Annotated in this window: 26 protein-coding genes and 3 pseudogenes; 23 read left to right on the plus strand and 6 right to left on the minus strand. The window is 58.7% G+C overall.

Annotation, left to right across the window (positions count from 1 at the left end):
• Positions 1-18 precede the first annotated feature (18 nt).
• The 7 genes from ACP7CJ_RS23570 (at position 19) to ACP7CJ_RS23600 (ending at position 9,039) form a co-directional block, all read left to right on the plus strand.
• On the plus strand, positions 19-1,005 hold the full coding sequence (locus ACP7CJ_RS23570) for a phosphate ABC transporter substrate-binding protein PstS (protein WP_247404674.1): 987 nt from the start codon (positions 19-21) through the stop codon (positions 1,003-1,005).
• Positions 1,006-1,477: 472 nt separating this feature from the next.
• Positions 1,478-3,511, plus strand: coding sequence for an ABC transporter permease subunit (locus ACP7CJ_RS23575; protein WP_426102258.1), 2,034 nt, complete (start codon positions 1,478-1,480; stop codon positions 3,509-3,511).
• Positions 3,512-3,526: 15 nt separating this feature from the next.
• Positions 3,527-5,197 carry a phosphate ABC transporter permease PstA gene (pstA, locus tag ACP7CJ_RS23580; RefSeq protein WP_276195502.1) on the plus strand — a complete coding sequence of 557 codons (1,671 nt, stop codon included), beginning with the start codon at positions 3,527-3,529 and terminating at the stop codon, positions 5,195-5,197.
• A gap of 189 nt (positions 5,198-5,386) precedes the next feature.
• The gene (gene pstB, locus ACP7CJ_RS23585; RefSeq protein ID WP_247404680.1) at positions 5,387-6,220 is read left to right on the plus strand and encodes a phosphate ABC transporter ATP-binding protein PstB; all 834 of its coding nucleotides are present in this window, start codon (positions 5,387-5,389) and stop codon (positions 6,218-6,220) included.
• A gap of 70 nt (positions 6,221-6,290) precedes the next feature.
• Complete coding sequence (phoU, locus tag ACP7CJ_RS23590) at positions 6,291-7,052, plus strand: phosphate signaling complex protein PhoU (protein WP_276195500.1); 762 nt, start codon at positions 6,291-6,293, stop codon at positions 7,050-7,052.
• Positions 7,053-7,218: 166 nt separating this feature from the next.
• Complete coding sequence (locus ACP7CJ_RS23595) at positions 7,219-8,124, plus strand: response regulator (RefSeq protein WP_276195499.1); 906 nt, start codon at positions 7,219-7,221, stop codon at positions 8,122-8,124.
• A gap of 243 nt (positions 8,125-8,367) precedes the next feature.
• Entirely contained in the window at positions 8,368-9,039 is a 672-nt protein-coding gene (locus tag ACP7CJ_RS23600; protein WP_276195498.1) for a M23 family metallopeptidase, read from the plus strand.
• A gap of 3 nt (positions 9,040-9,042) precedes the next feature.
• Here ACP7CJ_RS23600 and ACP7CJ_RS23605 read toward each other — a convergent pair whose 3' ends face one another.
• From ACP7CJ_RS23605 to phoB, 3 genes are all read right to left on the minus strand, one after another.
• A complete protein-coding gene (locus ACP7CJ_RS23605; protein ID WP_276195497.1) occupies positions 9,043-10,383 on the minus strand; it encodes a hemolysin family protein in 1,341 nt (446 codons plus the stop codon).
• A 289-nt stretch (positions 10,384-10,672) separates the two neighbouring features.
• The gene (phoR, locus tag ACP7CJ_RS23610; RefSeq protein ID WP_276198013.1) at positions 10,673-11,998 is read right to left on the minus strand and encodes a phosphate regulon sensor histidine kinase PhoR; all 1,326 of its coding nucleotides are present in this window, start codon (positions 11,996-11,998) and stop codon (positions 10,673-10,675) included.
• Between the two features lie 91 nt (positions 11,999-12,089).
• Positions 12,090-12,779 carry a phosphate regulon transcriptional regulator PhoB gene (gene phoB / locus ACP7CJ_RS23615; protein ID WP_003176964.1) on the minus strand — a complete coding sequence of 230 codons (690 nt, stop codon included), beginning with the start codon at positions 12,777-12,779 and terminating at the stop codon, positions 12,090-12,092.
• A gap of 154 nt (positions 12,780-12,933) precedes the next feature.
• Between phoB and ACP7CJ_RS23620 the strand changes: the two genes are divergently transcribed.
• Complete coding sequence (locus ACP7CJ_RS23620) at positions 12,934-13,314, plus strand: COG4315 family predicted lipoprotein (protein ID WP_276195494.1); 381 nt, start codon at positions 12,934-12,936, stop codon at positions 13,312-13,314.
• A 32-nt stretch (positions 13,315-13,346) separates the two neighbouring features.
• On the opposite strand, the gene ubiA is transcribed toward ACP7CJ_RS23620, so the two are convergent.
• Positions 13,347-14,237: a 4-hydroxybenzoate octaprenyltransferase gene (ubiA, locus tag ACP7CJ_RS23625; protein ID WP_276195493.1), complete on the minus strand. Its 891-nt coding sequence runs from the start codon at positions 14,235-14,237 to the stop codon at positions 13,347-13,349.
• On the minus strand, positions 14,237-14,800 hold the full coding sequence (locus ACP7CJ_RS23630; protein WP_426102188.1) for a chorismate--pyruvate lyase family protein: 564 nt from the start codon (positions 14,798-14,800) through the stop codon (positions 14,237-14,239). The genes ubiA and ACP7CJ_RS23630 overlap by 1 nt, the downstream gene beginning before the upstream one ends.
• Positions 14,801-14,997: 197 nt before the next feature.
• Between ACP7CJ_RS23630 and ACP7CJ_RS23635 the strand changes: the two genes are divergently transcribed.
• The 15 genes and pseudogenes from ACP7CJ_RS23635 to ACP7CJ_RS23705 all read left to right on the plus strand — a co-directional run bounded on the left by ACP7CJ_RS23635 (position 14,998) and on the right by ACP7CJ_RS23705 (position 24,578).
• Positions 14,998-15,165 (plus strand): rubredoxin, encoded by a 168-nt coding sequence (locus tag ACP7CJ_RS23635; protein WP_276195490.1) that lies wholly within the window; start codon positions 14,998-15,000, stop codon positions 15,163-15,165.
• A 36-nt stretch (positions 15,166-15,201) separates the two neighbouring features.
• Positions 15,202-16,350: an NAD(P)/FAD-dependent oxidoreductase gene (locus tag ACP7CJ_RS23640; protein ID WP_276195489.1), complete on the plus strand. Its 1,149-nt coding sequence runs from the start codon at positions 15,202-15,204 to the stop codon at positions 16,348-16,350.
• Positions 16,351-16,541: 191 nt separating this feature from the next.
• A complete protein-coding gene (locus tag ACP7CJ_RS23645) occupies positions 16,542-16,817 on the plus strand; it encodes an HU family DNA-binding protein (RefSeq protein WP_040071769.1) in 276 nt (91 codons plus the stop codon).
• A 267-nt stretch (positions 16,818-17,084) separates the two neighbouring features.
• The gene (locus ACP7CJ_RS23650; protein WP_426102186.1) at positions 17,085-18,140 is read left to right on the plus strand and encodes a hypothetical protein; all 1,056 of its coding nucleotides are present in this window, start codon (positions 17,085-17,087) and stop codon (positions 18,138-18,140) included.
• Between the two features lie 247 nt (positions 18,141-18,387).
• Complete coding sequence (locus ACP7CJ_RS23655; RefSeq protein ID WP_426102184.1) at positions 18,388-18,822, plus strand: DUF1795 domain-containing protein; 435 nt, start codon at positions 18,388-18,390, stop codon at positions 18,820-18,822.
• Positions 18,823-18,863: 41 nt separating this feature from the next.
• Complete coding sequence (locus tag ACP7CJ_RS23660) at positions 18,864-20,075, plus strand: PAAR domain-containing protein (RefSeq protein WP_426102182.1); 1,212 nt, start codon at positions 18,864-18,866, stop codon at positions 20,073-20,075.
• A 4-nt stretch (positions 20,076-20,079) separates the two neighbouring features.
• Positions 20,080-20,403, plus strand: coding sequence for a hypothetical protein (locus ACP7CJ_RS23665; protein WP_426244310.1), 324 nt, complete (start codon positions 20,080-20,082; stop codon positions 20,401-20,403).
• Between the two features lie 97 nt (positions 20,404-20,500).
• A pseudogene (locus tag ACP7CJ_RS23670) lies at positions 20,501-20,638 on the plus strand (hypothetical protein); the annotation flags it as partial.
• A 59-nt stretch (positions 20,639-20,697) separates the two neighbouring features.
• The gene (locus ACP7CJ_RS23675) at positions 20,698-21,984 is read left to right on the plus strand and encodes a PAAR domain-containing protein (protein ID WP_426102178.1); all 1,287 of its coding nucleotides are present in this window, start codon (positions 20,698-20,700) and stop codon (positions 21,982-21,984) included.
• Positions 21,981-22,514 carry a hypothetical protein gene (locus tag ACP7CJ_RS23680; RefSeq protein ID WP_276195483.1) on the plus strand — a complete coding sequence of 178 codons (534 nt, stop codon included), beginning with the start codon at positions 21,981-21,983 and terminating at the stop codon, positions 22,512-22,514. The genes ACP7CJ_RS23675 and ACP7CJ_RS23680 overlap by 4 nt, the downstream gene beginning before the upstream one ends.
• A 29-nt stretch (positions 22,515-22,543) precedes the next feature.
• Positions 22,544-22,812: pseudogene (locus tag ACP7CJ_RS23685) on the plus strand (hypothetical protein).
• 110 nt (positions 22,813-22,922) lie between these two features.
• A pseudogene (locus ACP7CJ_RS23690) lies at positions 22,923-23,390 on the plus strand (IS630 family transposase); the annotation flags it as partial.
• Positions 23,391-23,427: 37 nt separating this feature from the next.
• Positions 23,428-23,691 (plus strand): hypothetical protein, encoded by a 264-nt coding sequence (locus ACP7CJ_RS23695; RefSeq protein ID WP_276195482.1) that lies wholly within the window; start codon positions 23,428-23,430, stop codon positions 23,689-23,691.
• A gap of 234 nt (positions 23,692-23,925) precedes the next feature.
• Positions 23,926-24,156, plus strand: a complete 231-nt coding sequence (locus ACP7CJ_RS23700; protein ID WP_276195481.1) for a hypothetical protein — start codon at positions 23,926-23,928, stop codon at positions 24,154-24,156.
• A complete protein-coding gene (locus tag ACP7CJ_RS23705; RefSeq protein ID WP_276195480.1) occupies positions 24,153-24,578 on the plus strand; it encodes a GTP pyrophosphokinase in 426 nt (141 codons plus the stop codon). The genes ACP7CJ_RS23700 and ACP7CJ_RS23705 overlap by 4 nt, the downstream gene beginning before the upstream one ends.
• 29 nt (positions 24,579-24,607) lie before the next feature.
• Here ACP7CJ_RS23705 and tssI read toward each other — a convergent pair.
• The coding region (gene tssI, locus ACP7CJ_RS23710; RefSeq protein WP_426102176.1) for a type VI secretion system tip protein TssI/VgrG at positions 24,608-25,312 on the minus strand (705 nt) is incomplete at its 5' end.

Raw genomic sequence — 25,312 nt, forward strand, 5'->3', positions numbered from 1 at the left:
ATCTGCTAGGAGTAAGGCATGAAACTGAAGCGTTTGATGGCGGCAATGACTTTTGTCGCTGCTGGCGTTGCGACTGCCCACGCGGTGGCCGCTGGTGTTGACCCGGCAATTCCGGCTTACGTGAAGACCACTGGTGTGTCGGGCAACTTGTCCAGCGTCGGTTCCGATACCCTGGCTAACCTGATGACCCTGTGGGCTGAGGGTTACAAAAAGGAATACCCGAACGTCAACATCCAGATTCAAGCTGCTGGTTCTGCCACTGCGCCACCTGCGCTGACTGAAGGCACCTCCAACCTGGGCCCGATGAGCCGCAAGATGAAGGACACCGAACTGGCTGCCTTCGAGCAGAAGTACGGCTATAAGCCAACCGCTATCCCGGTTGCCGTGGATGCCCTGGCCGTGTTCGTCCACAAAGACAACCCGATCAAGCACCTGACCATGGAACAAGTCGACGCGATCTTCTCCTCGACTCGTCTGTGCGGTAGCAAAGCCGACGTGAAAACCTGGGGCGACCTGGGTGTGACCGGCGACCTGGCCAACAAGCCAGTGCAATTGTTCGGTCGTAACTCGGTATCCGGCACCTACGGCTACTTCAAGGAAGAAGCCCTGTGCAAAGGCGACTACAAGCCTAACGTGAACGAACAACCTGGCTCGGCTTCGGTCGTGCAGTCGATCAGCTCCTCGCTGAACGGCATCGGTTACTCGGGCATCGGCTACAAGACCGCCAGCGTGAAGACTGTGGCCCTGGCCAAGAAAGGCAGCACTGACTTCATCGAAGACAGCGAAGAAAACGCCCTGAACGGCAAATACCCACTGTCGCGTTTCCTCTACGTTTACGTCAACAAAGCCCCGAACAAGCCGCTGGCTCCACTGGAAGCTGAGTTCGTGAAACTGGTGCTGTCGAAGCAGGGCCAGGAAGTAGTAGTGAAAGACGGTTACATCCCACTGCCAGCCAAAGTAGCCGCCAAGGCCCTGGCTGACCTGGGTCTGAAAGAAGGCAACTAAGTTGCTAGGCCGGGTAAAACCGGCCTTTCTGTAGGAGCGAGTGGCGATAGAGCACCGCGTTTATTCAGAAGCGGCGCTTATCGTTAACGTTCTTCGCGAGCAAGCTCGCTCCTACAGAACCTCCGAATTTTTTGGTCCGCTGCCAGCCCTGCTAAGCGGCGGATTTTTTGCGTCACTGCACTGTCATCTTTCTGTCATACAGGATCGCTAGGGTGTGCGCATGAATGATCTGGCCAATTCCACCATGACGACGACTTCTCCCCCCAAGCGCATTGACTTCAATACGCCTGAGCTGCAACGCAAGCGCCGCATTCGCGCGCTCAAGGATCGCCTGACCCGTTGGTACGTGCTGGTCGGCGGCCTCGCCGTTCTCGGCGCTATCACCTTGATCTTCTTCTTCCTGGCCTACGTGGTCGCGCCCTTGTTCCAAGGCGCCTCGCTGACCAAGGAAGCCGCGCTGACACCGGCGTGGATACAAGACGCGGGCAAGCCGTTGATGATCTCTCTGGAAGAACAGAACCAGGTCGCCATGCGGGTTTCCGACAAGGGCCAGGCGCTGTTCTTCGACGTGGGCACCGGTGCCGAACTCAAGCGCGTCGACCTGCCGCTGGCGGCCGGCGTCAGCGTGGTGTCGATTGGTAAAGACCAGCCGGGCAGCCCGCTGGTGATCCTCGGTTTGTCCAATGGCCAGTCCCTGGTGTTCCGCCACACCTACAAGGTGTCCTACCCGGACGGCAAGAAGACCATCAGCCCGGCGATCGAATACCCTTACGGCGAAACCCCGATCGTGCTGGATGACGCCGGTCGCCCGCTGGAGCATGTCGCGCTGAACGCCACCGACACATCGCTGGTGGTGGCCGGCTCGGCCGGTTCGCGCTTGAACGTGCTGTCCCTGAGCCGTGAAGAAAACATGATGACCGGCGAGGTCACCAGCGAGCAGAAGCGCATCGAGCTGCCGCAGATGACCGAGCCGGTGAAGGCGATCTTCATCGACCCACGCCAGCAGTGGCTGTACGTGATCAACGGCCGTGCCCTGGCCGATGTGTTCAGCCTGCGCGACAAGAGCCTCAACGGTCGCTACAAACTGCTGGAGGATGGCGGTGCCGAAATCACCGCCAGTACCCAACTGGTGGGCGGTATCTCGCTGATCGTCGGTAACTCCAAGGGTGGCCTGGCCCAGTGGTTCATGGCCCGTGACCCGGATGGCGAACAGCGCCTGAAGCAGATCCGCACCTTCGAGATGGGCACTGCGCCCATCGTTGAAATCACTGCCGAAGAACGTCGCAAAGGCTTCACCGCCCTCGACGCTTCCGGCAAATTCGGCGTGTTCCACAGCACCGCCCACCGCACCCTGTTGGTGGACCCGGTGGTCGACGGCCAGGGCGTGTTCGGCCTGTCGCCACGGGCCAACCGCGTGATCGTCGAAGCCGGCGGCAAGCTGCAACCGTTGCTGCTCGACAACCCGCACCCGGAAGTGTCGTGGAGCGCGCTGTGGAGCAAGGTCTGGTACGAAAACTACGACGAGCCTAAATACGTCTGGCAATCGACCGCCGCCAACACCGACTTCGAACCCAAGATGAGCCTGGCGCCGCTGACCTTCGGTACGCTGAAGGCCGCGTTCTACGCCATGTTGCTGGCCGCACCGCTGGCCGTTGCGGCGGCGATCTACACCGCGTACTTCATGGCCCCGAGCCTGCGCCGCAAGGTCAAGCCGGTGATCGAGCTGATGGAAGCGATGCCGACGGTGATCCTCGGCTTCTTCGCCGGCCTGTTCCTCGCGCCGTATGTCGAAGGGCATCTGCCGGGGATTTTCAGCCTGCTGATGCTGGTGCCGATTGGCATCCTGGTGGCCGGCTTTGTCTTCAGCCGCCTGCCTGAGTCCATTCGCCTGCGGGTTCCCGATGGCTGGGAAAGCGCGATCCTGATCCCGGTGATCCTGTTTGTGGGCTGGCTCTCGCTGTACATGAGCCCGTACCTGGAAACCTGGTTCTTCGGCGGCGACATGCGCATGTGGATCTCCCACGACCTGGGCATCACCTATGACCAGCGCAACGCCCTGGTCGTTGGCCTGGCCATGGGGTTCGCGGTGATCCCGAACATCTACTCCATTGCCGAAGATGCCGTGTTCAGCGTGCCGCGCGGCCTGACCCTGGGCTCCCTGGCCCTGGGCGCCACGCCGTGGCAGACCATGACTCGCGTGGTCATCCTGACCGCCAGCCCGGGGATTTTCTCGGCGCTGATGATCGGCATGGGCCGCGCCGTAGGCGAGACCATGATCGTACTGATGGCCACCGGTAACACCCCGGTGATGGAGATGAACCTGTTCGAAGGCCTGCGCACCCTGGCGGCCAACGTCGCGGTGGAGATGCCCGAGTCGGAAGTGGGCGGCAGTCACTACCGCGTGCTGTTCCTCTCGGCGCTGGTGCTGCTGTTGTTCACCTTCATCATGAACACCCTCGCCGAGCTGATTCGTCAGCGTCTGCGCAAGAAATACTCGTCGCTTTAAGAAAGGTAGAAGTCTGTGAAACAGAACTCCCTGAATGGATGGTTCAAGAGCGGCGCCCCCGGCGTCTGGATCAGCGGTGGCGCGGTGTCCATCGCGGTCATCATGACCCTTGGTTTGCTGGCGGTGATTGCGGTGCGCGGTTTGGGCCACTTCTGGCCGGCTGACCTGATCCAGGCCAACTACAACGTACCGGGCCAGGAAAACCATATCGTCATCGGCGAAGTGGTGCAGAAAGAAGAAGTGCCGCGCGAGCGCCTGAAAAGCGCTGGCCTGCCCGTGCCCGATCAGGGCCCGGAATTCATGACCCGCGAGCTGATCAAGGTCGGCAACCGCGATCTGAACGGTAACGACTTCACGTGGATCATCGGCGAATGGCTGAAAAACCAGACCCGGCCGTTGGAATTGATGACCATCGAGCGCCGTGAATGGGGCAACTTCTACGGCACCCTGGTCAACGTCAAGCAGGATGGCAAGGTCATCGCGGAAGGCGAGGCCGCGTGGCCGGAGCTGCAGGCCCGTGTCGACCGCGTGAACAAGCTGGCGGCCCAGCTCAAGGCCCTTGAGAAGTCCGATATCGGCGCGATCAACGCCGGTCTCGAACGTATCCGCCTGCATGGTCGCAAGCTGGAGCTGGAAGGCAAGCTCGACGCCGCCGCCCAGGCCGACATGGACTCAGGCCGCGCCGAACTGAATGCCCGTTACCAGGACATCGAAGCGCGCCTGGCCGACCTGCACGCCCAGTTCAACCGCGACGCCCTGACCGCCCGCGATGCGAACGGCAAGGAATTGGAAATCGGCATCGGCAAAGTGGTGCACGCCTATCAGCCGAACGCCATGGGCACGATGACCAAGATCGGCTTCTACTTCAGCAAGGTCTGGGAATTCCTCAGCGACGACCCACGGGAAGCCAACACCGAAGGCGGGATCTTCCCGGCTATCTTCGGCACCGTGATGATGACCCTGATCATGGCGATGATCGTGACCCCGTTCGGCGTGCTGGCGGCGGTGTACCTGCGTGAATACGCCAAGCAGAACACCCTGACGCGGATCATCCGCATCGCCGTGAACAACCTGGCGGGTGTACCGGCCATCGTTTACGGCGTGTTCGGCCTGGGCTTCTTCGTGTATGTACTGGGTGGCTCGGTTGACCGCCTGTTCTTCGCCGAAGCCCTGCCGGCGCCGACGTTCGGCACGCCGGGCCTGTTGTGGGCGTCGCTGACGCTGGCGCTGCTGGCGGTGCCAGTGGTGATCGTGGCCACCGAAGAAGGCCTGGCGCGGATTCCTCGCACCGTGCGCGAAGGCTCCCTGGCACTCGGCGCGACCAAGGCGGAAACGCTGTGGAAGATCGTGCTGCCGATGGCCAGCCCGGCGATGATGACCGGCATGATCCTCGCCGTGGCCCGTGCCGCCGGTGAAGTGGCGCCGCTGATGCTGGTCGGTGTGGTCAAGCTGGCCCCGTCGCTGCCGCTGGACGGCAACTACCCGTACTTGCACCTGGACCAGAAGATCATGCACCTGGGCTTCCATATTTATGACGTCGGCTTCCAGAGCCCTAACGTCGAGGCCGCACGGCCGCTGGTGTACGCCACCGCGTTGTTGCTGGTGCTGGTGATCGCCACGCTCAACTTGTCGGCGGTGTGGATTCGTAACCACCTGCGCGAAAAATATAAAGCGTTGGATAGCTAATTGAAGTGACGCGGATTCAATGTGGGAGGGGGCTTGCCCCCGATGGCGGCGTATCAGAAACACATATACCGGCTGACACACTGTTATCGGGGGCAAGCCCCCTCCCACACTGGACCGCGCTACACGCAGAATTTGAGTAAACCGCCCAGGCGGTTCAACGAAACGAATTGGTAGCACAGGGAGCATCCCATGCAACACGAAACCCATTCCCACGGCATCAACATGTCTGCCCTGGGTCGCGACAAGCAGAGCCTGAGCCTGGCCCAGGAAACCGTGGCCATCGAAGTGCCGGGCCTGAGCCTGTACTACGGTGACAAACAGGCGCTGTTCGACGTCAGCATGAATATCCCCAAGCAGCGCGTGACCGCCTTTATCGGCCCGTCGGGCTGCGGCAAGTCCACGCTGCTGCGCACCTTCAACCGCATGAACGACCTGGTCGACGGTTGCCGCGTGGACGGTGCGATCAACCTCTACGGCACCAACATCTACCGCAAGGGCGAAGACGTGGCCGAGCTGCGTCGCCGGGTGGGCATGGTGTTCCAGAAGCCTAACCCGTTCCCCAAGACCATCTATGAAAACGTGGTCTACGGCCTGCGTATCCAGGGCATCAACAAGAAACGCATCCTCGACGAAGCGGTCGAGTGGGCCCTTAAAGGCGCGGCGCTGTGGGACGAGGTCAAAGACCGCCTGCACGAGTCCGCACTCGGCCTGTCCGGCGGCCAGCAACAACGTCTGGTGATCGCCCGTACCATCGCCGTGGAGCCTGAAGTGCTGCTACTCGACGAACCTTGCTCGGCACTCGACCCGATCTCGACGCTGAAAGTCGAAGAGCTGATCTACGAGCTCAAGTCCAAGTTCACCATCGTCATCGTGACCCACAACATGCAACAGGCGGCGCGGGTTTCCGACTACACCGCGTTCATGTACATGGGCAAGCTGGTGGAGTTCGGCGATACCGATACCCTGTTCACCAATCCGGCGAAGAAACAGACCGAAGACTACATCACCGGTCGCTACGGCTAGGATGCTGTGGTTCAGATTGCATTGACGCTGCGGTTCTCCGCACCTTTCCGGACGCTCCAAGGACGCCAACATGATTAGTAAAGAAGGCCTTACCCATCACATCTCCGCGCAGTTCAACGCCGAGCTTGAGGAAGTGCGCAGCCACCTCCTGGCGATGGGCGGGCTGGTGGAGAAGCAAGTCAACGATGCAGTCACCGCGTTGATCGAGGCCGACTCGGGCCTGGCCCAGCAAGTGCGTGAGATCGATGACCAGATCAACCAGATGGAACGCAACATCGACGAAGAATGCCTGCGCATTCTCGCCCGTCGCCAGCCGGCGGCTTCCGACCTGCGCTTGATCATCAGCATTTCCAAGTCGGTGATCGACTTGGAGCGTATCGGCGATGAGTCCACCAAAATCGCTCGCCGCGCCATCCAACTGTGCGAAGAAGGCGAAGCCCCGCGCGGTTATGTGGAAGTGCGGCATATCGGCGACCAGGTGCGCAATATGGTGCGCGATGCCCTTGACGCGTTTGCCCGCTTCGACGCCGAGCTGGCGTTGTCGGTGGCCCAGTACGACAAGATCATCGACCGCGAATACAAGACCGCGCTGCGGGAGCTGGCCACCTACATGATGGAAGATCCGCGCTCTATCTCGCGGGTCTTGAGCATTATCTGGGTGCTGCGCTCCCTGGAGCGGATCGGTGACCACGCGCGCAATATTTCGGAGCTGGTGATCTACCTGGTGCGTGGCACGGACGTGCGGCACATGGGCCTCAAGCGCATGAAAGCCGAAGTTGAAGGGTCAACTGATCAAATCCCTAATGTTCCGGGTGAATCTGACGATAAGTAAGGTTGCCCGAGAAATTAACGCCCGGCCTTTGGTCGGGCGTTTTCGTTTGTGGCAGCTGATTTTTTTACGCGTAGGGCGAAAGAAAACCCAACGTGACTACAGAGTTTTGGCAAAATGCCATTAGTCAGGCGTTCTGCGTGCCGCGTTTTTATAGGATAAAGGGTCGATGAGTAAAGTCAGTGTATTGGTGGTGGATGACGCCTCGTTTATTCGCGACCTGGTGAAGAAGTGCCTGCGCAACTACTTCCCAGGGATCAAGATTGAAGATGCAGTGAACGGTAAAAAGGCCCAGGCCGTCCTGATGCGCGAAACCTTCGACCTGGTGCTGTGCGACTGGGAAATGCCCGAGATGTCCGGCCTGGAGCTGTTGACCTGGTGCCGTGAGCAACCGCAGCTCAAAGCCATGCCGTTCGTGATGGTGACCAGCCGTGGCGACAAGGAAAACGTGGTGCAGGCGATCCAGGCCGGGGTTTCCGGCTACGTCAGCAAACCGTTCACCAACGAACAGCTGTTGACCAAGGTCAAGCACGCCCTGCACAAGGTCGGTCGCCTCGACGCCCTGGTCGCCAGCGCACCGACCAAGATGAACTCAGCCTTCGGTAACGACTCCCTGAGCGCCCTGACCGGTGGCAAGCCTGAAGCGGTCAAGTCCGCCCCAGTGGCGGCGGCTGCCCCGAGCAGAGGCCTGCTCAACAGCCCGCCCGTACAGGCGGCCTCGGCCGCTGCGCCTGCCAGCGGTCGTGGACAGGGCCAGTTGCGGCTGTCCAGCGGCACCCAGCAATGCGTGATCAAGGGCCTGAGCATCAAGGAAGCGCTACTGGTGGTCCGTCGCAGTGAGGTCCTGCCCCAAGTGCTGGAAAGCGCGGTGCTCGACCTTGAGCAAGGCGACAACGCCGAAGTCGCGCGGCTCAACGGCTACCTGCACGCCATCGTCGCCTTCGAGCCCAAGCCCGACAGTGACTGGCTGCAACTGACCTTCCGCTTTATCGACCAGGACGCGCAGAAGCTGGACTACATCTCGCGGCTGATCGCGCGGGGTACGGCGCAGAAGCATTTTGTGCCGGGCGCCTGATTCACAGCCCGCCACCCGTCCCGTGTGGGAGGGGGCTTGCTCCCGATGGCAGTGGGTCAGTCGCCGCATAAGCTGATTGATACCGCTCAATCGGGAGCAAATCGAATCGTCGCACCGCCCCTCCCACATTTGAAGTTCGCTGTTGCAGCTATCGTATCCGGCTGCAGTCCGGGTTGAGCCTCACACAGTCTTGTCATCAAGGCTTGCTAGCCTGCCGTTCAGTCTCCCCGGCAGGTTCGCGCCATGCTCCTTCGCCTATTGCTGTTCTGTGGGCTGGCCACGGTCGCCACGTCGACCCCGGCCATGACCCTCTACAAATCCACCGACGCCAACGGCGAGGTGTTTTTCAGCGACCGGCAAACCCCCGGCGCCCAAGCGTTCGTGATCCAGGAGCGCAGGGCCGAGCGTGTGCAACGGCCGGTGCTTGAGCGGCCAAAACCCGGTTACTCGCTGCAAGCCTACCGCTACCCGTTGCCTTGGCGCGGTGGACCCTTTCGCCTGACCCAAGGCCCCAACGGCAACTTCAGCCATACCGACGCGAAAAGCCGCTACGCCATGGACATTGCCATGCCCGAAGGCACGCCGATCATTGCGGCGCGCAGCGGTGTGGTGGTGAAGATCGAAAATAGCCAGGCTGGGCGCGGCAACGATGCGTCAGGGAATTTCGTGCGAGTGCGGCACGATGACGGCACCCAGGGCGTGTACCTGCACCTCAAACAAGGTTCGGTGAGCGTCCGAGTCGGGCAGCGGGTGGCGCTGGGCAGTGCGCTGGCGTTGTCGGGCAATACCGGCAACAGCAGCGGGCCGCACCTGCACTTTGTGGTGCAGCAGAGTACCGAGGCGGGGCTGGTGTCGATCCCGTATGAGTTCAACCAGCCCGTGGGGGTGCTGCCCAATTTTGCATTGGGCAATTGAGGGTCAGTCCAGCAGCAGGACCTTGGCCAGCACGATCTTCGGCCCTTTCATCTTCTTGATGATGATCCGCAGGCCTTCAACCTCGAGCACTTCTTCCTCTTCCGGCACCCGCTTGAGGGTGTCGTAGACCAGCCCGGCCAGGGTTTCCGCTTCGATGTGGTCGAGGTCGACGCCCAGCAGGCGTTCTACCTTGAACAGCGGCGTATCGCCGCGTACCAGCAGTTTGCCCGGCTGGTAGGCGAGGATGCCGCGTTCGGCCTTGCGGTGTTCGTCCTGGATATCGCCCACCAGCACTTCGAGCACGTCTTCCATGGTCAGGTAGCCGATGATATTGCCGTCGGCCTCTTCCACCAGGGCGAAGTGCGCGCCGCCTTTGCGGAACTGCTCCAGCAACTGCGACAGCGGCATGTGCCGCGACACGCGCTCCAGCGGGCGGGTCAGTTCGGCCAGGTTGAACGACTCGGGGATATGGTCCAGGTTCGCCAGTTCCAGCAGCAGGTCCTTGATGTGCAGCAGGCCGACAAACTCGTTGCGCTGCGCGTCATACACCGGATAACGGCTGAATTTGTGGCGACGGAACAGCGCGAGGATTTCCTTGAGCGGGGCGTTGAAGTCCAGGGTTACCAGGTCTTCCCGCGAGTTGGCCCAGTCCACCACTTCCAACTCGCCCATTTCCACGGCCGAGGCCAATACGCGCATGCCTTGGTCGCTAGGGTCCTGGCCACGGCTGGAGTGCAGGATCAGCTTGAGTTCTTCGCGGCTGTATTGGTGATCATGGTGCGGGCCGGGTTCGCCTTGCCCGGCAATACGCAGGATGCCGTTGGCGCTGGCGTTGAGCAGGTAGATCGCCGGGTACATGGCCCAGTAGAACAGGTACAGCGGCACCGCCGTCCATAGCGACAGCAATTCCGGCTTGCGAATGGCCCAGGATTTGGGGGCCAGTTCACCGACCACGATGTGCAGGTAAGAAATCAGGAAGAAGGCGGAAAAGAACGACACGCCCTTGATCACTTCCGGCGACTCGACGCCGACGGCGCCCAGCAGCGGTTCGAGGATATGCGCAAAGGCCGGCTCACCGACCCAGCCCAGGCCCAGGGAGGCGAGGGTGATACCCAACTGGCAGGCCGACAGGTAGGCGTCGAGCTGGCTGTGTACGGTGCGCAGGATCTGCCCGCGCCAACCGTTGGTGTGGGCGATGGCCTCGACCCGCGTGGAACGCAATTTGACCATGGCAAACTCCGCCGCAACGAAGAAACCGTTGAGCAGTACCAGGATCAGTGCAAAGAGAATCATGCCGAAATCGGCGAAGAGCGTGGCGAGGGTGATACTTGGGGAAGGGTCCATGATGGGGTTTTGCGGGTTCCGTGTGTTCAATAGGGGTGACAGGAGCGCCTGAAAGGCAGACACAAGTCGGCCAATGTAGCGGCTGGCGCAGCGCTTGCCTAGTGGTTGCTGCCCGGTGGGGCCTGGAATGCCTTCTTCGGAACAACACAACTCCAAACTAAAGGTGGGAGGGAGCTTGCTCCCGATAGCGGTGTATCAGTATCAGATAAGCCGACTGACACACTGCTATCGGGAGCAAGTCGAATCGTCGCACCGCCCCTCCCACATTTAGGTTTGTAGAGTGTCCGGGTTACTCATCATTCACGACCATCCGCGAACGGGTCACCTGGGTCGGCGGAAAATGGCAGGTAAAGGTGCTGCCGTGGCCGAGCACGCTGCTGATTTCCAGGCGGGCGCGGTGGCGCAGTAGCACATGCTTGACGATCGCCAGGCCCAGCCCGGTGCCGCCGGTGTTGGAGTTGCGGCTGGAGTCGACGCGGTAGAAGCGCTCGGTCAGGCGCGGCAGGTGCTTGGCGTCGATGCCGATGCCGGAGTCCTGCACACTCAGGTGCGCGCCCTGCGCGTCGGCCCACCAGCGGATGCGGATATTGCCCTTGTCCTGGGTGTATTTCACAGCGTTGAACACCAGGTTGGAAAACGCGCTACGCAATTCGCCTTCACTGCCCTTGAGCAGTATCGACGGGTCGGCTTCCAGGGTGATCTGTTGCCCGCGCTGGCCAGAGAGGGCCTGGGCGTCGTTCTTGATGGTCTGCAACAGGCTTTGCACCGCTACCGGGTGGTTATCCGACGGGTAATCGGTCGCCTCCAGCTTGGCCAGCAACAGCAAGTCATTGAGCAGGGTTTGCATGCGCGAGCCCTGCTGCTGCATCTGCTGCAGGGCACGGCTCCAGCGCGGGTTGATCTCGTCGACGTTGTCCAGCAGCGTCTCCAGGTAGCCGCAGATCACCGTCAGGGGTGTGCGCAGTTCGTGGGAGACGTTGGCGACGAAGTCCTTGCGCATCTGTTCCAACTGGTGGATGCGGGTCACGTCGCGTACCAGCATCAAATGTTCGTTGTTGCCGTAGCGCGTCAGGTACAGCTGGATACGCACGCGGTCGTTGGTGGGCGAGGGGATTTCCAGGGCTTCTTCGTAATTTTCCTGCTCGAAGTATTCCTTGAAGCGCGGGTGGCGGACCAGGTTGGTCACCGGCTGGCCGCTGTCCTGGGGCGTCTTGAGGCCCAGCAGGGTCTCGGCGGCGCGGTTCCACCATTCGAGGTTGCCGTCGCTGTCGAGCATGATCACCGCGTCTTTCAGCGCGGCGGTGGATTCCTGTACGCGGTCGATCACCGCTTGCAGGCGCCCGCGCACCCGTTGGTCGCGGCGTTGCAGGTGGTAGATGCTGTCAAACACCTCGCCCCACAGGCCGTAGCCATCGGGTGGTGCTTCATCGGGTTTGTGCTGGCGCAGCCATTCATGCAGGCGCAGCAATTGCTTGAGGGTCCAGCCCAGGTACAGGCCAATGCCGACGGCCAGGCTCCAGCCGTATTGGCCGCTGAGCAGGCCTACCAGCAGACAGCCGGTGATCAACAGCAGCAGGTGGCGGATAAGCGTGCCATGCCAGTTTTGGTTCACGATCGGTCCTTCGGCCAGTGAAAAGTTTCAAGCCTCACGCTTCAAGTAAGCGTGAGCGGCTTTTACTTGAAGCGTGTAGCTAACAGCTTGCGGCTCAACCTTTGGTTGAAAACCGATAGCCGGTGCCGCGCACGGTTTGTACCAGATTCTCGTAGGCATCGCCCAAGGCTTTGCGCAGACGACGGATATGCACGTCCACGGTGCGTTCTTCCACGTACACGTTGCCGCCCCACACTTGGTCCAGCAACTGGCCGCGCGTGTAGGCGCGCTCCTGATGGGTCATGAAGAACTGCAGCAGGCGGTATTCGGTCGGGCCCATCTCGGCGGGCTTGCCGTCGATGGTCACGCGGTGGCTGATCGGGTCCAGCAACAGGCCGCCGACTTCGATCGGTGCTTCGCCATCGGTAGGGCCGGCACGGCGCAGCACGGCTTTCAGGCGTGCGACCAGTTCCCGTGGGGAAAACGGCTTGGTGATGTAGTCATCGGCGCCGACTTCCAGGCCCTGGATCTTGTTGTCCTCTTCGCCCTTGGCGGTGAGCATGATGATCGGGATATCGCCGGTCAGCTCGTCACGCTTGAGGCGGCGGGCCAGTTCGATGCCGGAGGTGCCGGGCAGCATCCAGTCCAGCAGGATAAGGTCCGGTTTGCGGTCGACAATAATGGCATGGGCCTGCTGCGAGTTCTCGGCCTCCAGGCAGTCATAGCCGGCCATTTCCAACGCGACGGCGATCATCTCGCGAATGGGCGCTTCGTCGTCGACGATCAGAATGCTCCTGCCAACCATGCCTAAAGTCCTCTTGTCATTTAACTGTCTTGCGCCGCATTAGATAACGGAATTATTGCAGTCGTGTGACAGTAATTTAGCTGCTCGCGCAATTCCCGCCTCGGTGGACTACGCTTTGGGTCCGAATCCTGACAACCACAAAAGGAAGGTTCCGATGACTTACAGTACTTTTTCCTGGAAGGCCCTGCTGGTCACGGCGGCGTTGACGCTGCCGACCCTGGCATTCGCGGCTGACCCTGCGATGACCAAAGACGGAATACTGGTCGATCAAAAGGGCATGACGCTCTACACCTTTGCCAAGGATGCCAATGGCAAATCCATGTGCAACGATAAGTGCGCTGCCAACTGGCCGCCATTGACAGCTGCGTCCACCGACAAGCCCATGGGCAAGTGGACCGTGGTCACCCGTGACGATCAAAAGAGTCAATGGGCCTACAGCGGCAAGCCGCTCTACACCTTCGTCATGGACAAGAAGGCCGGTGACATGACCGGTGAAGGCAAGATGGACGGGGCCTGGAAAGTCGCCAAGCCTTAGTTCAACCCCCTAGCGATGAGGGGCCTGGCCCCTCATCGCAACCCGTAATCCGCGACAATCCCGACAAAGATCGCCAACCCTGCCCAGTGGTTGTGCAAAAACGCCTTGAAGCACTTCATCCGGTCCCTGTCGCGGGTGTACCAGAACTCCCAGGCAAAACAGCCCGCCGCCGCCAGCAACCCCAAGTGGAACCAGCCGCCCAACTCGAACCGCGCCCCTGCCAGTAACAGGCATGCCAGCGCCAGGCCTTGCAGGGTCAGAATGATCACCCGGTCGGCGTCGCCAAACAGAATGGCGGTGGATTTCACGCCGATCTTCAAGTCGTCGTCGCGGTCCGTCATGGCGTAATAGGTGTCGTAGCCCACCGTCCACAGCACATTGGCGATATACAGCAGCCACGCGGCGGCAGGCAGGCTGCCGGTCTCGGCGGTGAACGCCATCGGCATGCCCCAGGAAAACGCCGCGCCCAGCACCACCTGCGGGTAATAGGTGTAGCGCTTCATGAACGGATAGCTTGCCGCCAGCGCCAGGCCGCCGAGGGACAGTAGGATGGTCGTCGCGTTGGTCAGCAGCACCAGCAGGAAACTGATGCCCATCAGCAGCGCGAAAAATACCAGCGCCTCTTTCGAGCTGATCTTGCCGCTGACCAACGGGCGTTGCTCGGTGCGCTTCACATGGCCGTCGACCTTGCGGTCGGCCCAGTCATTGATCACGCAGCCACCGGCGCGGGTCAGCACCACGCCGAGCACGAAAATCACGATATTGATCAAGGAAGGCGAGCCCTTGCCGGCGATCCACAGCGCCCACAGCGTCGGCCACAGCAGCAGGTAGATGCCGATGGGTTTATCCATGCGGGTCAACTGAATGAAATCCCAGGCCCTGGGGTTCAGACGGTTCAAGGATTTGAGCAGGCGTTGATACATCAGCAGTTCTCCGGGTGGTCATGCACCGCCTGCCACAGGCTCGGCAGGAAGATTTCGGCGACCAATACACTCAGCGTCCCACGGTCGAACCGCGAGCGGCGCGCCCACAGCCCGTCGACCTGATCCGCCGTGGGCAACCATGGGCGTGGGTAGTGGCAGACCTCGATCGCCTGGCGCGTGAACGCGCGGTCGCAGAACAGCAGTTCGCCCAGCGATCGGCTCCCCAGTTCGTCCATATGCAGCCCGTCGCCTTGTAACGCACTGCGCGACGCCACGCTGCGGGCAAACACCCACGGCTGGGCATGCCCGCACAAATACACCTCGCGTACCCAACCGATACTGGCCTCGGGCAGGTCCAGCGCCGCGCATTCGTCATCGCGCAGCGGCTGCCAGCCTTCGAACAGCGGCGTCACGCTGAAGCCGTCGCGGGACAGCCGCGTCAGCCGCCGCGTCAGCGAGCCCTCGTCGAACAGCCAGTCAAGGGTCAACGGCGCAGGCAGGGGGCTCAGAAGGCTCTGGGTCAGCCATTGGCAAGCATCGGGAGGGGTGATTGAGTGCGGCACGGTGCGTCAATATTGGCAGCAAAAGAGGCCGCGAGCTTACCATGACGCCCGGCTCTTTTGCCGGGCTGAACCGGTGCCTTGCGTCGATCGTGCTTGCATCTGCAGGCTCCGATCAGTACAAAACGCGCTGAGCCGCACGGCAACGCGAGATCTATCGACCGTCGGCCAACCTGCCTGGACCCTGAGGAAGCAAGTAAATGAAGAAGTGGCAATGTGTAGTCTGCGGCCTGATCTATAACGAAGCGGACGGCTGGCCGGATGACGGAATCGCACCGGGCACCCTGTGGCAGGACGTTCCGGCAGACTGGCTGTGCCCGGACTGCGGCGTGGGCAAAATGGATTTCGAAATGATCGAAATCGCGTAATCGCGAATTTACGAAACGTACTACGAGGAGAAAGGAATGAACGCACCTGTCGTGATCGTCGGCACAGGACTGGCCGGTTACAACGTGGCCCGCGAGTTTCGCAAGCTCGACAGCGAAACCCCGTTGCTGCTGATCACCGCGGATGATGGGCGCTCCTACTCCAAGCCCATGCTCTCCACCGGCTTTGGCAAGAACAAGGAAGCCGATGGCCTGAGCATGGCTGAACCTGGCGCCATGGCCGAGCAACTCAAGGCCGAAGTGCGCACCCATACCCGTATCACCGGCATCGACCCGGGCCACAAGCGCCTGTGGATCGGTGAAGAAGCGGTGGCCTACCGCGACCTGGTCCTGGCCTGGGGCGCGGAAACCGTGCGAGTGCCGGTCGAAGGCGACGCTGCAGAGCTGATTTTCCCGATCAATGATCTTGAAGACTACGCACGCTTTCGCGCGGCAGCCGTCGGTAAACGCCGCGTCCTGCTACTCGGCGCCGGCCTGATCGGCTGCGAATTTGCCAACGATCTGATCCTTGGAGGCTACGAAATCGACCTGGTGGCGCCGTGCGAGCAAGTCATGCCAACCCTGCTGCACCCTGCGGCCGCCGCAGCGGTGCAGGCCGGGCTGGAAGGCCTTGGGGCGCGCTTCCACCTCGGCCCGGTGCTCAACCGCCTGCAACGCAGCGCCGAGGGCCTGGAAGCGCACCTGTCGGACGGTGAAGTGGTCCGCTGCGACCTGGTGGTCTCGGCCATCGGCCTGCGCCCGCGCGTCGATCTGGCCGCGGCTGCTGGCCTGCAGATCAACCGGGGGGTCATGGTCGACCGCCACCTCAAGACTTCCCACGCCAACATCTATGCCCTGGGCGACTGCGCCGAGGTCGATGGCCTGAACCTGCTGTATGTCATGCCGCTGATGAGCTGCGCCCGCGCCCTGGCCCAGACCCTGGCGGGCAACGCCACGGCCGTCAGCTACGGGCCGATGCCGGTCACCGTGAAAACCCCGGTCTGCCCGCTGGTCGTTTCGCCACCGCCACGGGGTACCGAAGGCGTGTGGAGCGTCGAAGGGCAGGGCGCCGACATCAAGGCCCTGTGCCGCGACACCAGCGGCCGCCTGCTGGGTTATGCGCTGACCGGCAGCGCCGTGATGGAAAAACTGGCGTTGAACAAAGAACTTCCGCCTTTGCTGGCATAAATACCGGTCGTTCTGTCGGAATAACCCTGTTTTTCACCCTAGAAAGGTCGCCGCGAGACTGGCGCGGCGTCCGAGGGCATGCCATCCTCACTCCCGTCTGCCGCAGAGTAGAGCCTGCGGCGCCTTGGGCGCTGCTCCACTAGAGAGCAGCACGGACATAACAACAAAAAACCGTCAAAGAGGCTTCACTTATGCGTAAACCAGAACTCGCAGCCGCCATCGCTGAAAAAGCGGACCTCACCAAAGAACAGGCCAGTCGCGTCCTCAACGCCGTTCTCGAAGAAATCACCGGCGCCCTGCACCGCAAGGACAGCGTCACCCTGGTTGGCTTCGGCACCTTCCTGCAACGCCACCGCGGCGCCCGCACCGGCAAAAACCCACAAACCGGTGAGCCGGTGAAAATCAAGGCCAGTAATACCGTTGCGTTCAAGCCGGGCAAGTCGCTCAAAGACAGCGTCAACCCGTAATAGCGGTATCGTCTCGAAGGGGGCGGGGTGGTAGAAAAAGTGGGCACGCCGACTGGGTTGGGTGCCCATTTTTTGTGCGCGTGGCAAAGCGATTGAGGCGCAAGGAAGGTGCTGACGGCTTATAGGGTTATGAGTGGTAGGCGTGCAGCGTCTATTAATACGTGTAAAGGGCGATTATTGAAACGGTGGAACTTAACTGTTACGGGGTGCCACGTATAAGTCGAGGTTGCAGGGACGCGCTCAAGACTATTTTCAAGAGGTGTCTCAATGAAACTTACCAATGAAACTTATCTCCCCCCAATCGCTCCGTTACCTCAGACAACCGTGCCAGGCAACTCCGCGCCATTGACGTCGGGTAATGGGCCGCAAACGGCTGACCACTCGAAGATTGTATATGGTTCGAGCGCGGGTAACGGAGGGGGTATTGAATATCCTACGGCAAGTAATGAGAAGGTGGGGGCTGCGGAATTAAGTGGTGCTAAGGGCGCCAGCACCTCTAGGAGGAGCCCGACAAGAATACGCGGAGGTAACGGAGGTAACGGGATTAACGGAAATAACGGAGTTAACGGAAATAACGGAAGTAATGGAGGGGGATCTAATTCAGGTTCCGGTACTCCGTCAAATAAAGGGACGGTGGGAGGGGCTCGTCCAGGTTCTGGGTCACAGACAAAGCCAAAAGTTGGGTCGGCTGGTATTAAGGATTCGTTAAAAAATACGCAAGATATTAGCAATTTGCACAATAAAAATGGGTTCAAATCGCTCTCTTCTGAACTTGCGGCCAACGCGCGCAGCTCCCTTATAAGTGGGGGGGTAAGCTCACTGGTTAATATCCCCTTGAGCGTGGGGGAACAGCTAGCCTCCAAAGCCATCTTGGATAGAATTCAAGCGCAAGCGGCAATGCCAGGTGCGGAAAAAAAGAACGCGGACGGCACGACCACAACCGTAGATCCGGCCGCGACAGAAAAGCAAAAAATAGACGCGCGCCTCGAAGAAAGTGAAATAAAAACAGAGACGATGGCCAACCAAATCATTTCTATTAACGAAGGGCCTGAGGCTAAGGCCGTTGGTAAACGGGCTGATGCACCAACGGACACAAGCGGGCGTTTAGGCAGTCTTGAAAAAAACATGAATGGCATAGAAACCCAGATGCAAGACCTGGGTAAACGATACGGAGTTATTTACACACCGTATGAAGCGCCTAAATCGTCAGACGCGCCGACTGACAAGTCTCGAATGGATACTATTGAACAGCGCTACACGCACATGAACAGAATGCTCAAGAGACTGGTAAAGAACGCGGAGGCTGATGTAGAGGATAGTTGATAAACGCTCGATTCAAGATTGGACAGTGGCGGACTTTTTAGGCCCGTCCGCCCTTTCCGTCAAATTTTGATAGCGGTGCGGTCTCGAAGGATGGCGGGTCGGTAGGAAAAATGGGCATGCTGACTGGGTTGGGTGCCCATTTTTGGTGGGCCGGGACCTGGGAATCGCCCTCGGCTTGATTGTTGTGGCGCATTACCCGAGTATTTGCGCTTTCCCGAGTCACTCACATCCATGGAAAGCGATCACTGTGACCTTCTACAGAATTCAAGAAGCGGACCTCGACATCCCTGATACCTGGCAGGACCAGAGTATCAATATCTTCAAGCTGCCTGCCGTTGGCGGCGCCAAGGAAGCCAGTTTTGTCATCAGTCGTGATGCCTCCCAAGGCGACGCGATCTTTGCGGATTACGTCGACAAACAAGTGAAGAGCGCAGAGCAGCAATTGCCTGAGTTCAAGTTGGTCCAGCGTTGGGACACGGTGCTGCATGCCCATGCCGCCACACTGCTGGATTACACTTGGAAGCGTGAGGGGCGCGAACTGATGTTGCGCCAGATGTTTATCGAACGAAAACCGGCTGTGCTGATTACCACATTGACGACCACGCCGAGTGACCTGGTTCATCACGAGACCGCCTGGAAAGTTGCCATGAGCAGCCTCAAACCCCTTGTGTCAGGCACCTGATTCGCACACGGCCGGTATAACCAATACGGTAGATTGACGCAATGGATGCGCAAGCAGCAGCCCGCCTGGGTGATGAAATAGCCCACGGATTTGGCGTCGCCGCAATGCTGGCGGGCGCAGTGGCAGGAGCATTGATTGGTGCCGCAGTTATCGCTGCTACAGTTGCTACCGGCGGAGTGGCGGTGGCAATCATGGCCGGCTCGATTGCGGCGGGTGGACTGTCGATGTTCCAGGTGGTCAAGGGCCTGAGCACTATCTTCAGCCTACCTGAGCCCACCACCGGCAAGCTGATGTTGGGCAGTTTCAACGTCTATATCAACGGCCTCAATGCGATGCGCGCCGGCGAAGACATTGCCTCGTCCTGCACTGGGCTGCCGATGAATCACCCGATGTGGCCCTTCCCGGTGTTGATCGCCGAAGGCAGCGCCACCGTGTTTATCAACGGCAAGCCGGCGGCCCGCCTGCACAGCAAAATGGTGTGCGGTGCCCATATCAAGAGCGGCAGCCCAAATACCTTTATCGGCGGGCCAACCGTCTCGGTAGCCTTTGTGCTGGATATCGAGGGCTGGATGCATTCTGGGCTGGAACTTGTGGGGCTGCTTGCGGCAGGCGCTGGTTTGGTTATGGCCGCTATGGTGGGGTTGGCTGTTCTGGTTGAAGTCGTGATTGTCGGTGGTTTGGTGTTGGGAGGCATGGCACTTATCGGCGATCTTGGCGACCGGCTGGGACCGGGTTACCGTGACTTGTTGCAGGGGATCGCTGGTTTGGCACTGCTGGGCGCAAGCCCAAGATTGGCGCGCAGGCCGATGACCGCCACCGAGCGAACCTTGTTGGCTCGCCAGCGACAAGAACAAATGCTCCAGGACAATACCGGTTTTAACGTCAGCCCGACCTCATGGGATAAATATCCAACGATTGGTCGGGGCGGCAGCTTTGTTTCCGATAAAAAGGGTGTCACTGATGTTATAGGTGATCTTGCAGGGCGCTCCAAAGTAACCATAAGTACAAAGAAAGCGGCAGAATTGGAGCGCGCTTTCGGTCTGGAAGATGGTTCACTGCAGGGCGGCTTTAAAGTGAGGCAGGTGGATAATATTGTTGACCGTATGCCCAGAAGTCCCTTGGAAGGAAATAAGCACTTTTTAGGGCCAGGCAAACACTTGCCAGGAGGGGCTCCAGAAATGGTTGTTGAGTCTATTCCCACAAAGGATGCAAGTGGTATTAAAACGATAACTGAGGTATTTGTCAGTGACTAATGAGATGTTAAAGGCCTATGTGGAAAAAGCAGACGCCGATGCAGTGCGTGTTCGTGTGATGGATCCCAACCTGGGTCCTGCTTTGCGCGCTATTGGGTTTTCGCAAACGGCAGAGCATGACGTTTACATTTTGGATGTGCTGGATGATAAACAGAAAGCTCAAGTGTTTGATGCCTTGCGTTTACTGGAAGTTGCCTTCTCAGCAGGTAAGGAATGGTGCCCTGCTGAGGTCTTTGAATACCTTCGGGATGACTTGGGTCTTCTCAGTGGTAGCTTTTGGCGAGTCGCTTGGACGGAACCTGGCCAATATCGCCTTACGAGTGTCTGATGCTACTGCTTGCCCTGCCGCGCGGTAGATTTACCGTTGGGCAGCGGTTTGTCCCGTTACCCTGCGTTGTCCGAATATTTGCGATCTATCGAGTCACCTGCGACAAGTCTTTATAGAGCGTAAACCCGCCGTTTTGATCACGATATTGACAACTACCTCCGATGATCTTGTTCATCATGAGAAGGCTTGGAGGATTGTCATGAATTCGCTGAAACCGCGGGTTTCCGATATTTGATCAGGTGATGTGTTCTGCGTAGATACAACACGAGTGGATCAAGAAGGTAGAGGTACGCGATGGATGCGCAGGCGGCAGCACGCTTGGGTGATGAAATAGCCCACGGTTTTGGGGTCATGTCGATGATCGCCGGCGCTGTGGCCGGCGCATTGATTGGAGCTGCAGTCATCGCTGCTACCGTTGCCACAGGTGGGGTGGCGGTGGCGATCATGGCAGGCTCGATCGCTGCGGGCGGTTTGTCGATGTTCCAAATCGTCAAAGGTCTAAATACCCTTTTCAACCTGCCCGAACCTACCACGGGGACGTTGTTGAAGGGCAGTTTCAATGTCTATATCAATGGCCTCAATGCGATGCGAGCGGGAGAGGACATCGCCTCGTCCTGTACCGGTTTTCCGATGAGTCACCCAATGTGGCCGTTTCCGGTATTGATCGCCGAAGGCAGTGCCACGGTCTTTATCAACGGCAAGCCGGCGGCCCGCTTGCATAGCAAAATGGTCTGCGGTGCGCATATCAAGAGTGGCAGCCCCAATACGTTTATCGGTGGGCCGACAGTTTCGGTTGCGTTTGTTCTTGATATCGAAGGTTGGATGCACACTGGATTTGAAGCGCTCGGCATCGTGGCCATGGGCGGAGCTGCAATTCTTGCGGCGATGGCAGGCTTTGCCGCCTTGGTCGGGTTTGTGGTGATCGGTGGTGCAATGATGGGTGGCATGGCCTTACTCGGGGACCTGGGGGATCGCCTTGGGCCTGGCTATGGGGACTTGTTGCAAGGCGTCGCCGGGATGGCGCTTTTGGGACTTGGCCCGAAAATGGCGAAAATCGGTACGTCCCCCAAAGTGAGGTACAAACCGGGTTTTACGCAAGACGATATTCTGGCGATTCCTCGATCCAGCCGGCCGAATCCCGCCGATTACCTTGAAGCCTCCTATATCTCTAAGCATCTGAAGGTCTTCCAGGATGAAGGGGGGGCTTTCCTGTTCACCCCGGACGATATCGCCAATCCGATGTATGCGACCTTTAGCCCATCCAAGTACGTTATGGCCAAGTCAGATTTGCATGGTGTGGTTGGCGAATTTAAAAAGACGGGCGATATATCAGTATTGGAGTCGGCCCTCGGCTATGACCCGGGCACTTTTGCCGGCAAGGAGATTTATATGATGAACCTGGATAACCCCAAGGTGATCATGCCCACCGGTAATGAGCGTGGGGTCAATTCATTATGGCGTCCCGGCGGACGGACCTACCCTGGTGGCATGCGAGAAGCGGTAATGGACAATGTGGGCATTCCACACGGTAATGACATTAATATTCTGCTCGCGAACCCTGATGTAGTGAGACTTCAATGAGTGCCAATCTAGACAACGTACTGCTACTGGCCCTGGCGAATGACGAATTAGACAAATTCCTCGTGGGGGAGCCGTTCTACTTCCAGGAAGCCAAAAGCGATAACGATGAGCCGCAGAATATCGTCGCAGCGTTCGATCTGCTGCTGCTGCGTTACTGGCAGCAGACCCACGATCCCCTGTTTCCCGCGCGCTTTGTGGCGGCTTTGCTGAAAATTCTGGCGACTTACCCTGATCGTAATCGGGCGATCTATGCGGCGGCGGTTTGGGTCTGGTACTACCGTTTTTGTCTGAGCAAAAAGCACGCACAACCACAAGGTCTTTATGCCGGGTTGTTCGAAATCGACATGAGTGCCGTTGCACTAGCGCTTCAGGCGCAACTTGAAGCCAACAAGGCAGCACTTGTCGTTGATACACGTTGGGCGGGCGCTGCCTGGAACAGTCAGCACGGTCTATGGGATCCGTTGATGCGTACCGCTCTGGTTGTAAGGGACAAACTTGGCGGGCCAGATTTTGTGCCTTTTAATATCTGAGGCACGAAAGATATTTGTGGAAAGAGCAGATGCTGATTCAATTGCGGGACATTATTGTAAGACGTGAGTATAGGTTCACTTTAGGCGTTGAAGAAATTTCAGGCCGATTCTACGTATCGATTCCAGTCAGCAATGGCATGGCCGACTACGAGGAATATTATGAAATTGACCGGGCGACTTTTGACCTTTCAGCCATGCCCCAGAGGCTGCGCTACCATTTGTGAACCATTGCCGCCAGCGTGAACTGGATGAGTTTTTGATTATCCCACCGGGTACAGATCGTGGTACGGCGATCTGATGTTTTGATAAGGCATTCATTGAGACGATGTGTTGCTTGCCCACGCTAGTGCGCTGTCTCTGAAATAAGGTTCTAACCTAAGCTATGCTTCTGTGGTCAGTCAGTGCTCGGGTTATGTCCGCCACGGCACCGTCACCTTGTTCACCGCGCTGGATTATCTTCAGGGGCATTTGATCAGCAGCATTGAGCGCCAACATCGGCATCAGGAGTGGCTGGAGTTTCTCAAGAAGATCAATCGAGAAACGCCCAAGCATCTTCAGTTGCATTTGATCGTCGACAACTATGCCACGCACAAGCATCCAAAAGTGAAGGCGTGGCTTGAGAAGCACAAACGCTTCCACATGCATTTCACCCCGACATCCAGCTCGTGGATGAACATGGTTGAACGCTTCTTTCGCGATATCACGGTGTACCTGCGTGATGGCAGTTTCAGTTCAGTTCGCGAACTGGAAAGCTCGATCACCACGTTCCTGGCACTGCGTAATGCGCAGCCGACTCGCTACGTCTGGAACGCCAAGGGGGAAGATATTTTGAACAAGATACAGCGAGCCCGTGAGGCAATGACCTCACAGACATAAGAAGCTTTATTTGTGAGACAGCACCCTAGAGGTGATCATGAAATTTCAGGATGTTTTTGTAAGTCGGGAACACATGTTTTCCGTGGGAATCGAAAAGGAATCGGGTCGTTTTTACGTATCCATACCGGTCAGTAACGGTATGGTCGATTACGAGGAATATTATGAAATTGATCGGGCAACTTTTGAACTGTTCAAGCGTGACCCGGACGCTGCTCTACCGTTCGTTATACGTTGCCGCAAGCGCGAGTTGGATGAGCTGTTGCTGATTCAGCCGGGAACGAACCGAGGCACGGCGATCTGACGTTTCAACATCGTCTACCCACACTTCTGAAAGGATCTGTGGAAAGGAGCGCTGACGCGCTCGGCAGGTTGTTGGGTGATGACACTTACAATGCGGTAGCGGCGAAAGCCAATGTCGAAGGTGGGCTGGGCCACAAGTACTATGAGGAGGGGCGAGTGCTGGACCCAAACAGTGCCGAAGCAAAAGCCATTGCCAATCAGAGCAAAGCCTATTACGACGCGATAAGGGGGAGCAGTGGCAATTGATTTTGAAGCGTTTTTGACCCGGGATGTTTTCATCGACTACAACTTCGAAGAAGTCATGTATCGCTGGGATCACCGAGAGAAAAAAATATACGTCAAGTTCTATGGCGCACAAGAACGTACTGAACCGGTTGTTCCTGACCATCGTCTGTATCGGGAAGCGTTGTGCTCGGGCCGGGAAATCACTCGTGAGCAATATGAAAAAGGATTTCCACGTCAATGAGTATTCTCGACGCCGTTATTGCGCTGGCCTGTCGTGTTCATGCAGGGCAGGTGGATAAGTCTGGCAAGCCTTACATTCTGCACCCGCTGCGCTTGATGTTGAAATTCGAGACATTGGACGAGCAGGTTGTCAGCGTTCTGCATGATGTTGTCGAAGACAGTAATGTCACCCTGGATGAATTAAGACAATTAGGCCTCAGCGAGCACGTGATACATGCCATCGACTGTCTCTCAAAGCGTCCCGGCGAAGTCTACGAAGACTTTATCGCGAGGATTTGGCCTGATGAGTTGGCGCGCAAGGTGAAAATCGAAGACATCCGGGACAACCTCAACCTCACGCGATTGCCCACGCTAGAGACCAAGGACCTGGAACGGATCGCCAAGTATCACAAGGCGCTGCGGTATCTTTTGCTGTCGACTTGATCAACTGGGCAGGCGCTCTGTCTGCCTTGTCAGCGTTTGGGAAAGAAGGCTTTCACCGCTGCATCAATAACGCTTTTGATGCCTTTACCCTTGTTATCCACGGCACAAGCATTACCCGCATTGAGGTCCAGCCGGCCGCCTGTATCAATATTGCCGTTACCACTGGCGTAAATATTGAACGCGGTACCCGAGATGTTGATCTCGCCACTGGCATTGAACTCCAGCACGCTCTTTCCACAGACCAGCCGAATTTGCGATCCTGCCTCGATCAGGTATTGGGTGTTGATACTGTCGCTCTTGGCCCCGCCGACATGCAAAGCATCGTTAGCCAACACCGCGCGCAGGCGGTCATTGCCGATTCTGACCATCTCGTTGTGATCCACAGTGCTGTGGCGGTCGTGACCCACCCAATGGCCTTCGTCATTTTCTACGGCAATATCCTGATTACGCTCCGCGTGGATATAGAGTTGCTCGGCGCCTTTTTTGTCCTCCATGCGTATTTCGTTGAAGTTGGCGGGTGAGCCGCCCTTGCTGGAGCGGCTTTTCATACCACTTTGTGTGGCATTTTCGGGCAGTTTGTAGGGCACCGTCTGCTCCGCGTTGTACACCCGCCCGGTAATGATCGGCCGGTCCGGGTCGCCTTCCAGAAAGCTCACAATCACCTCCTGGCCGATCCGTGGGATCTGCATCGAGCCCCAGTTCTTGCCGGCCCAGGACTGCGACACACGTATCCA

The sequence above is a fragment of the Pseudomonas sp. PSPC3-2 genome, assembly GCF_049897085.1.
GTDB lineage: Bacteria > Pseudomonadota > Gammaproteobacteria > Pseudomonadales > Pseudomonadaceae > Aquipseudomonas > Aquipseudomonas paraveronii.

Excerpts from the sequence above, each read along its gene's own strand:
- ACP7CJ_RS23570 (WP_247404674.1), top strand. The coding sequence starts at position 19 with ATGAAACTGAAGCGTTTGATGGCGGCAATGACTTTTGTCGCTGCTGGC.
- pstB (WP_247404680.1), top strand. The coding sequence starts at position 5,387 with ATGCAACACGAAACCCATTCCCACGGCATCAACATGTCTGCCCTGGGT.
- phoU (WP_276195500.1), top strand. The coding sequence starts at position 6,291 with ATGATTAGTAAAGAAGGCCTTACCCATCACATCTCCGCGCAGTTCAAC.
- ACP7CJ_RS23595 (WP_276195499.1), top strand. The coding sequence starts at position 7,219 with ATGAGTAAAGTCAGTGTATTGGTGGTGGATGACGCCTCGTTTATTCGC.
- ACP7CJ_RS23600 (WP_276195498.1), top strand. The coding sequence starts at position 8,368 with ATGCTCCTTCGCCTATTGCTGTTCTGTGGGCTGGCCACGGTCGCCACG.
- ACP7CJ_RS23605 (WP_276195497.1), bottom strand. The coding sequence starts at position 10,383 with ATGGACCCTTCCCCAAGTATCACCCTCGCCACGCTCTTCGCCGATTTC.
- phoB (WP_003176964.1), bottom strand. The coding sequence starts at position 12,779 with ATGGTTGGCAGGAGCATTCTGATCGTCGACGACGAAGCGCCCATTCGC.
- ACP7CJ_RS23620 (WP_276195494.1), top strand. The coding sequence starts at position 12,934 with ATGACTTACAGTACTTTTTCCTGGAAGGCCCTGCTGGTCACGGCGGCG.
- ubiA (WP_276195493.1), bottom strand. The coding sequence starts at position 14,237 with ATGTATCAACGCCTGCTCAAATCCTTGAACCGTCTGAACCCCAGGGCC.
- ACP7CJ_RS23635 (WP_276195490.1), top strand. The coding sequence starts at position 14,998 with ATGAAGAAGTGGCAATGTGTAGTCTGCGGCCTGATCTATAACGAAGCG.
- ACP7CJ_RS23640 (WP_276195489.1), top strand. The coding sequence starts at position 15,202 with ATGAACGCACCTGTCGTGATCGTCGGCACAGGACTGGCCGGTTACAAC.
- ACP7CJ_RS23645 (WP_040071769.1), top strand. The coding sequence starts at position 16,542 with ATGCGTAAACCAGAACTCGCAGCCGCCATCGCTGAAAAAGCGGACCTC.
- ACP7CJ_RS23650 (WP_426102186.1), top strand. The coding sequence starts at position 17,085 with ATGAAACTTACCAATGAAACTTATCTCCCCCCAATCGCTCCGTTACCT.
- ACP7CJ_RS23660 (WP_426102182.1), top strand. The coding sequence starts at position 18,864 with ATGGATGCGCAAGCAGCAGCCCGCCTGGGTGATGAAATAGCCCACGGA.
- ACP7CJ_RS23665 (WP_426244310.1), top strand. The coding sequence starts at position 20,080 with ATGTTAAAGGCCTATGTGGAAAAAGCAGACGCCGATGCAGTGCGTGTT.
- ACP7CJ_RS23675 (WP_426102178.1), top strand. The coding sequence starts at position 20,698 with ATGGATGCGCAGGCGGCAGCACGCTTGGGTGATGAAATAGCCCACGGT.
- ACP7CJ_RS23680 (WP_276195483.1), top strand. The coding sequence starts at position 21,981 with ATGAGTGCCAATCTAGACAACGTACTGCTACTGGCCCTGGCGAATGAC.
- ACP7CJ_RS23695 (WP_276195482.1), top strand. The coding sequence starts at position 23,428 with ATGAAATTTCAGGATGTTTTTGTAAGTCGGGAACACATGTTTTCCGTG.
- ACP7CJ_RS23705 (WP_276195480.1), top strand. The coding sequence starts at position 24,153 with ATGAGTATTCTCGACGCCGTTATTGCGCTGGCCTGTCGTGTTCATGCA.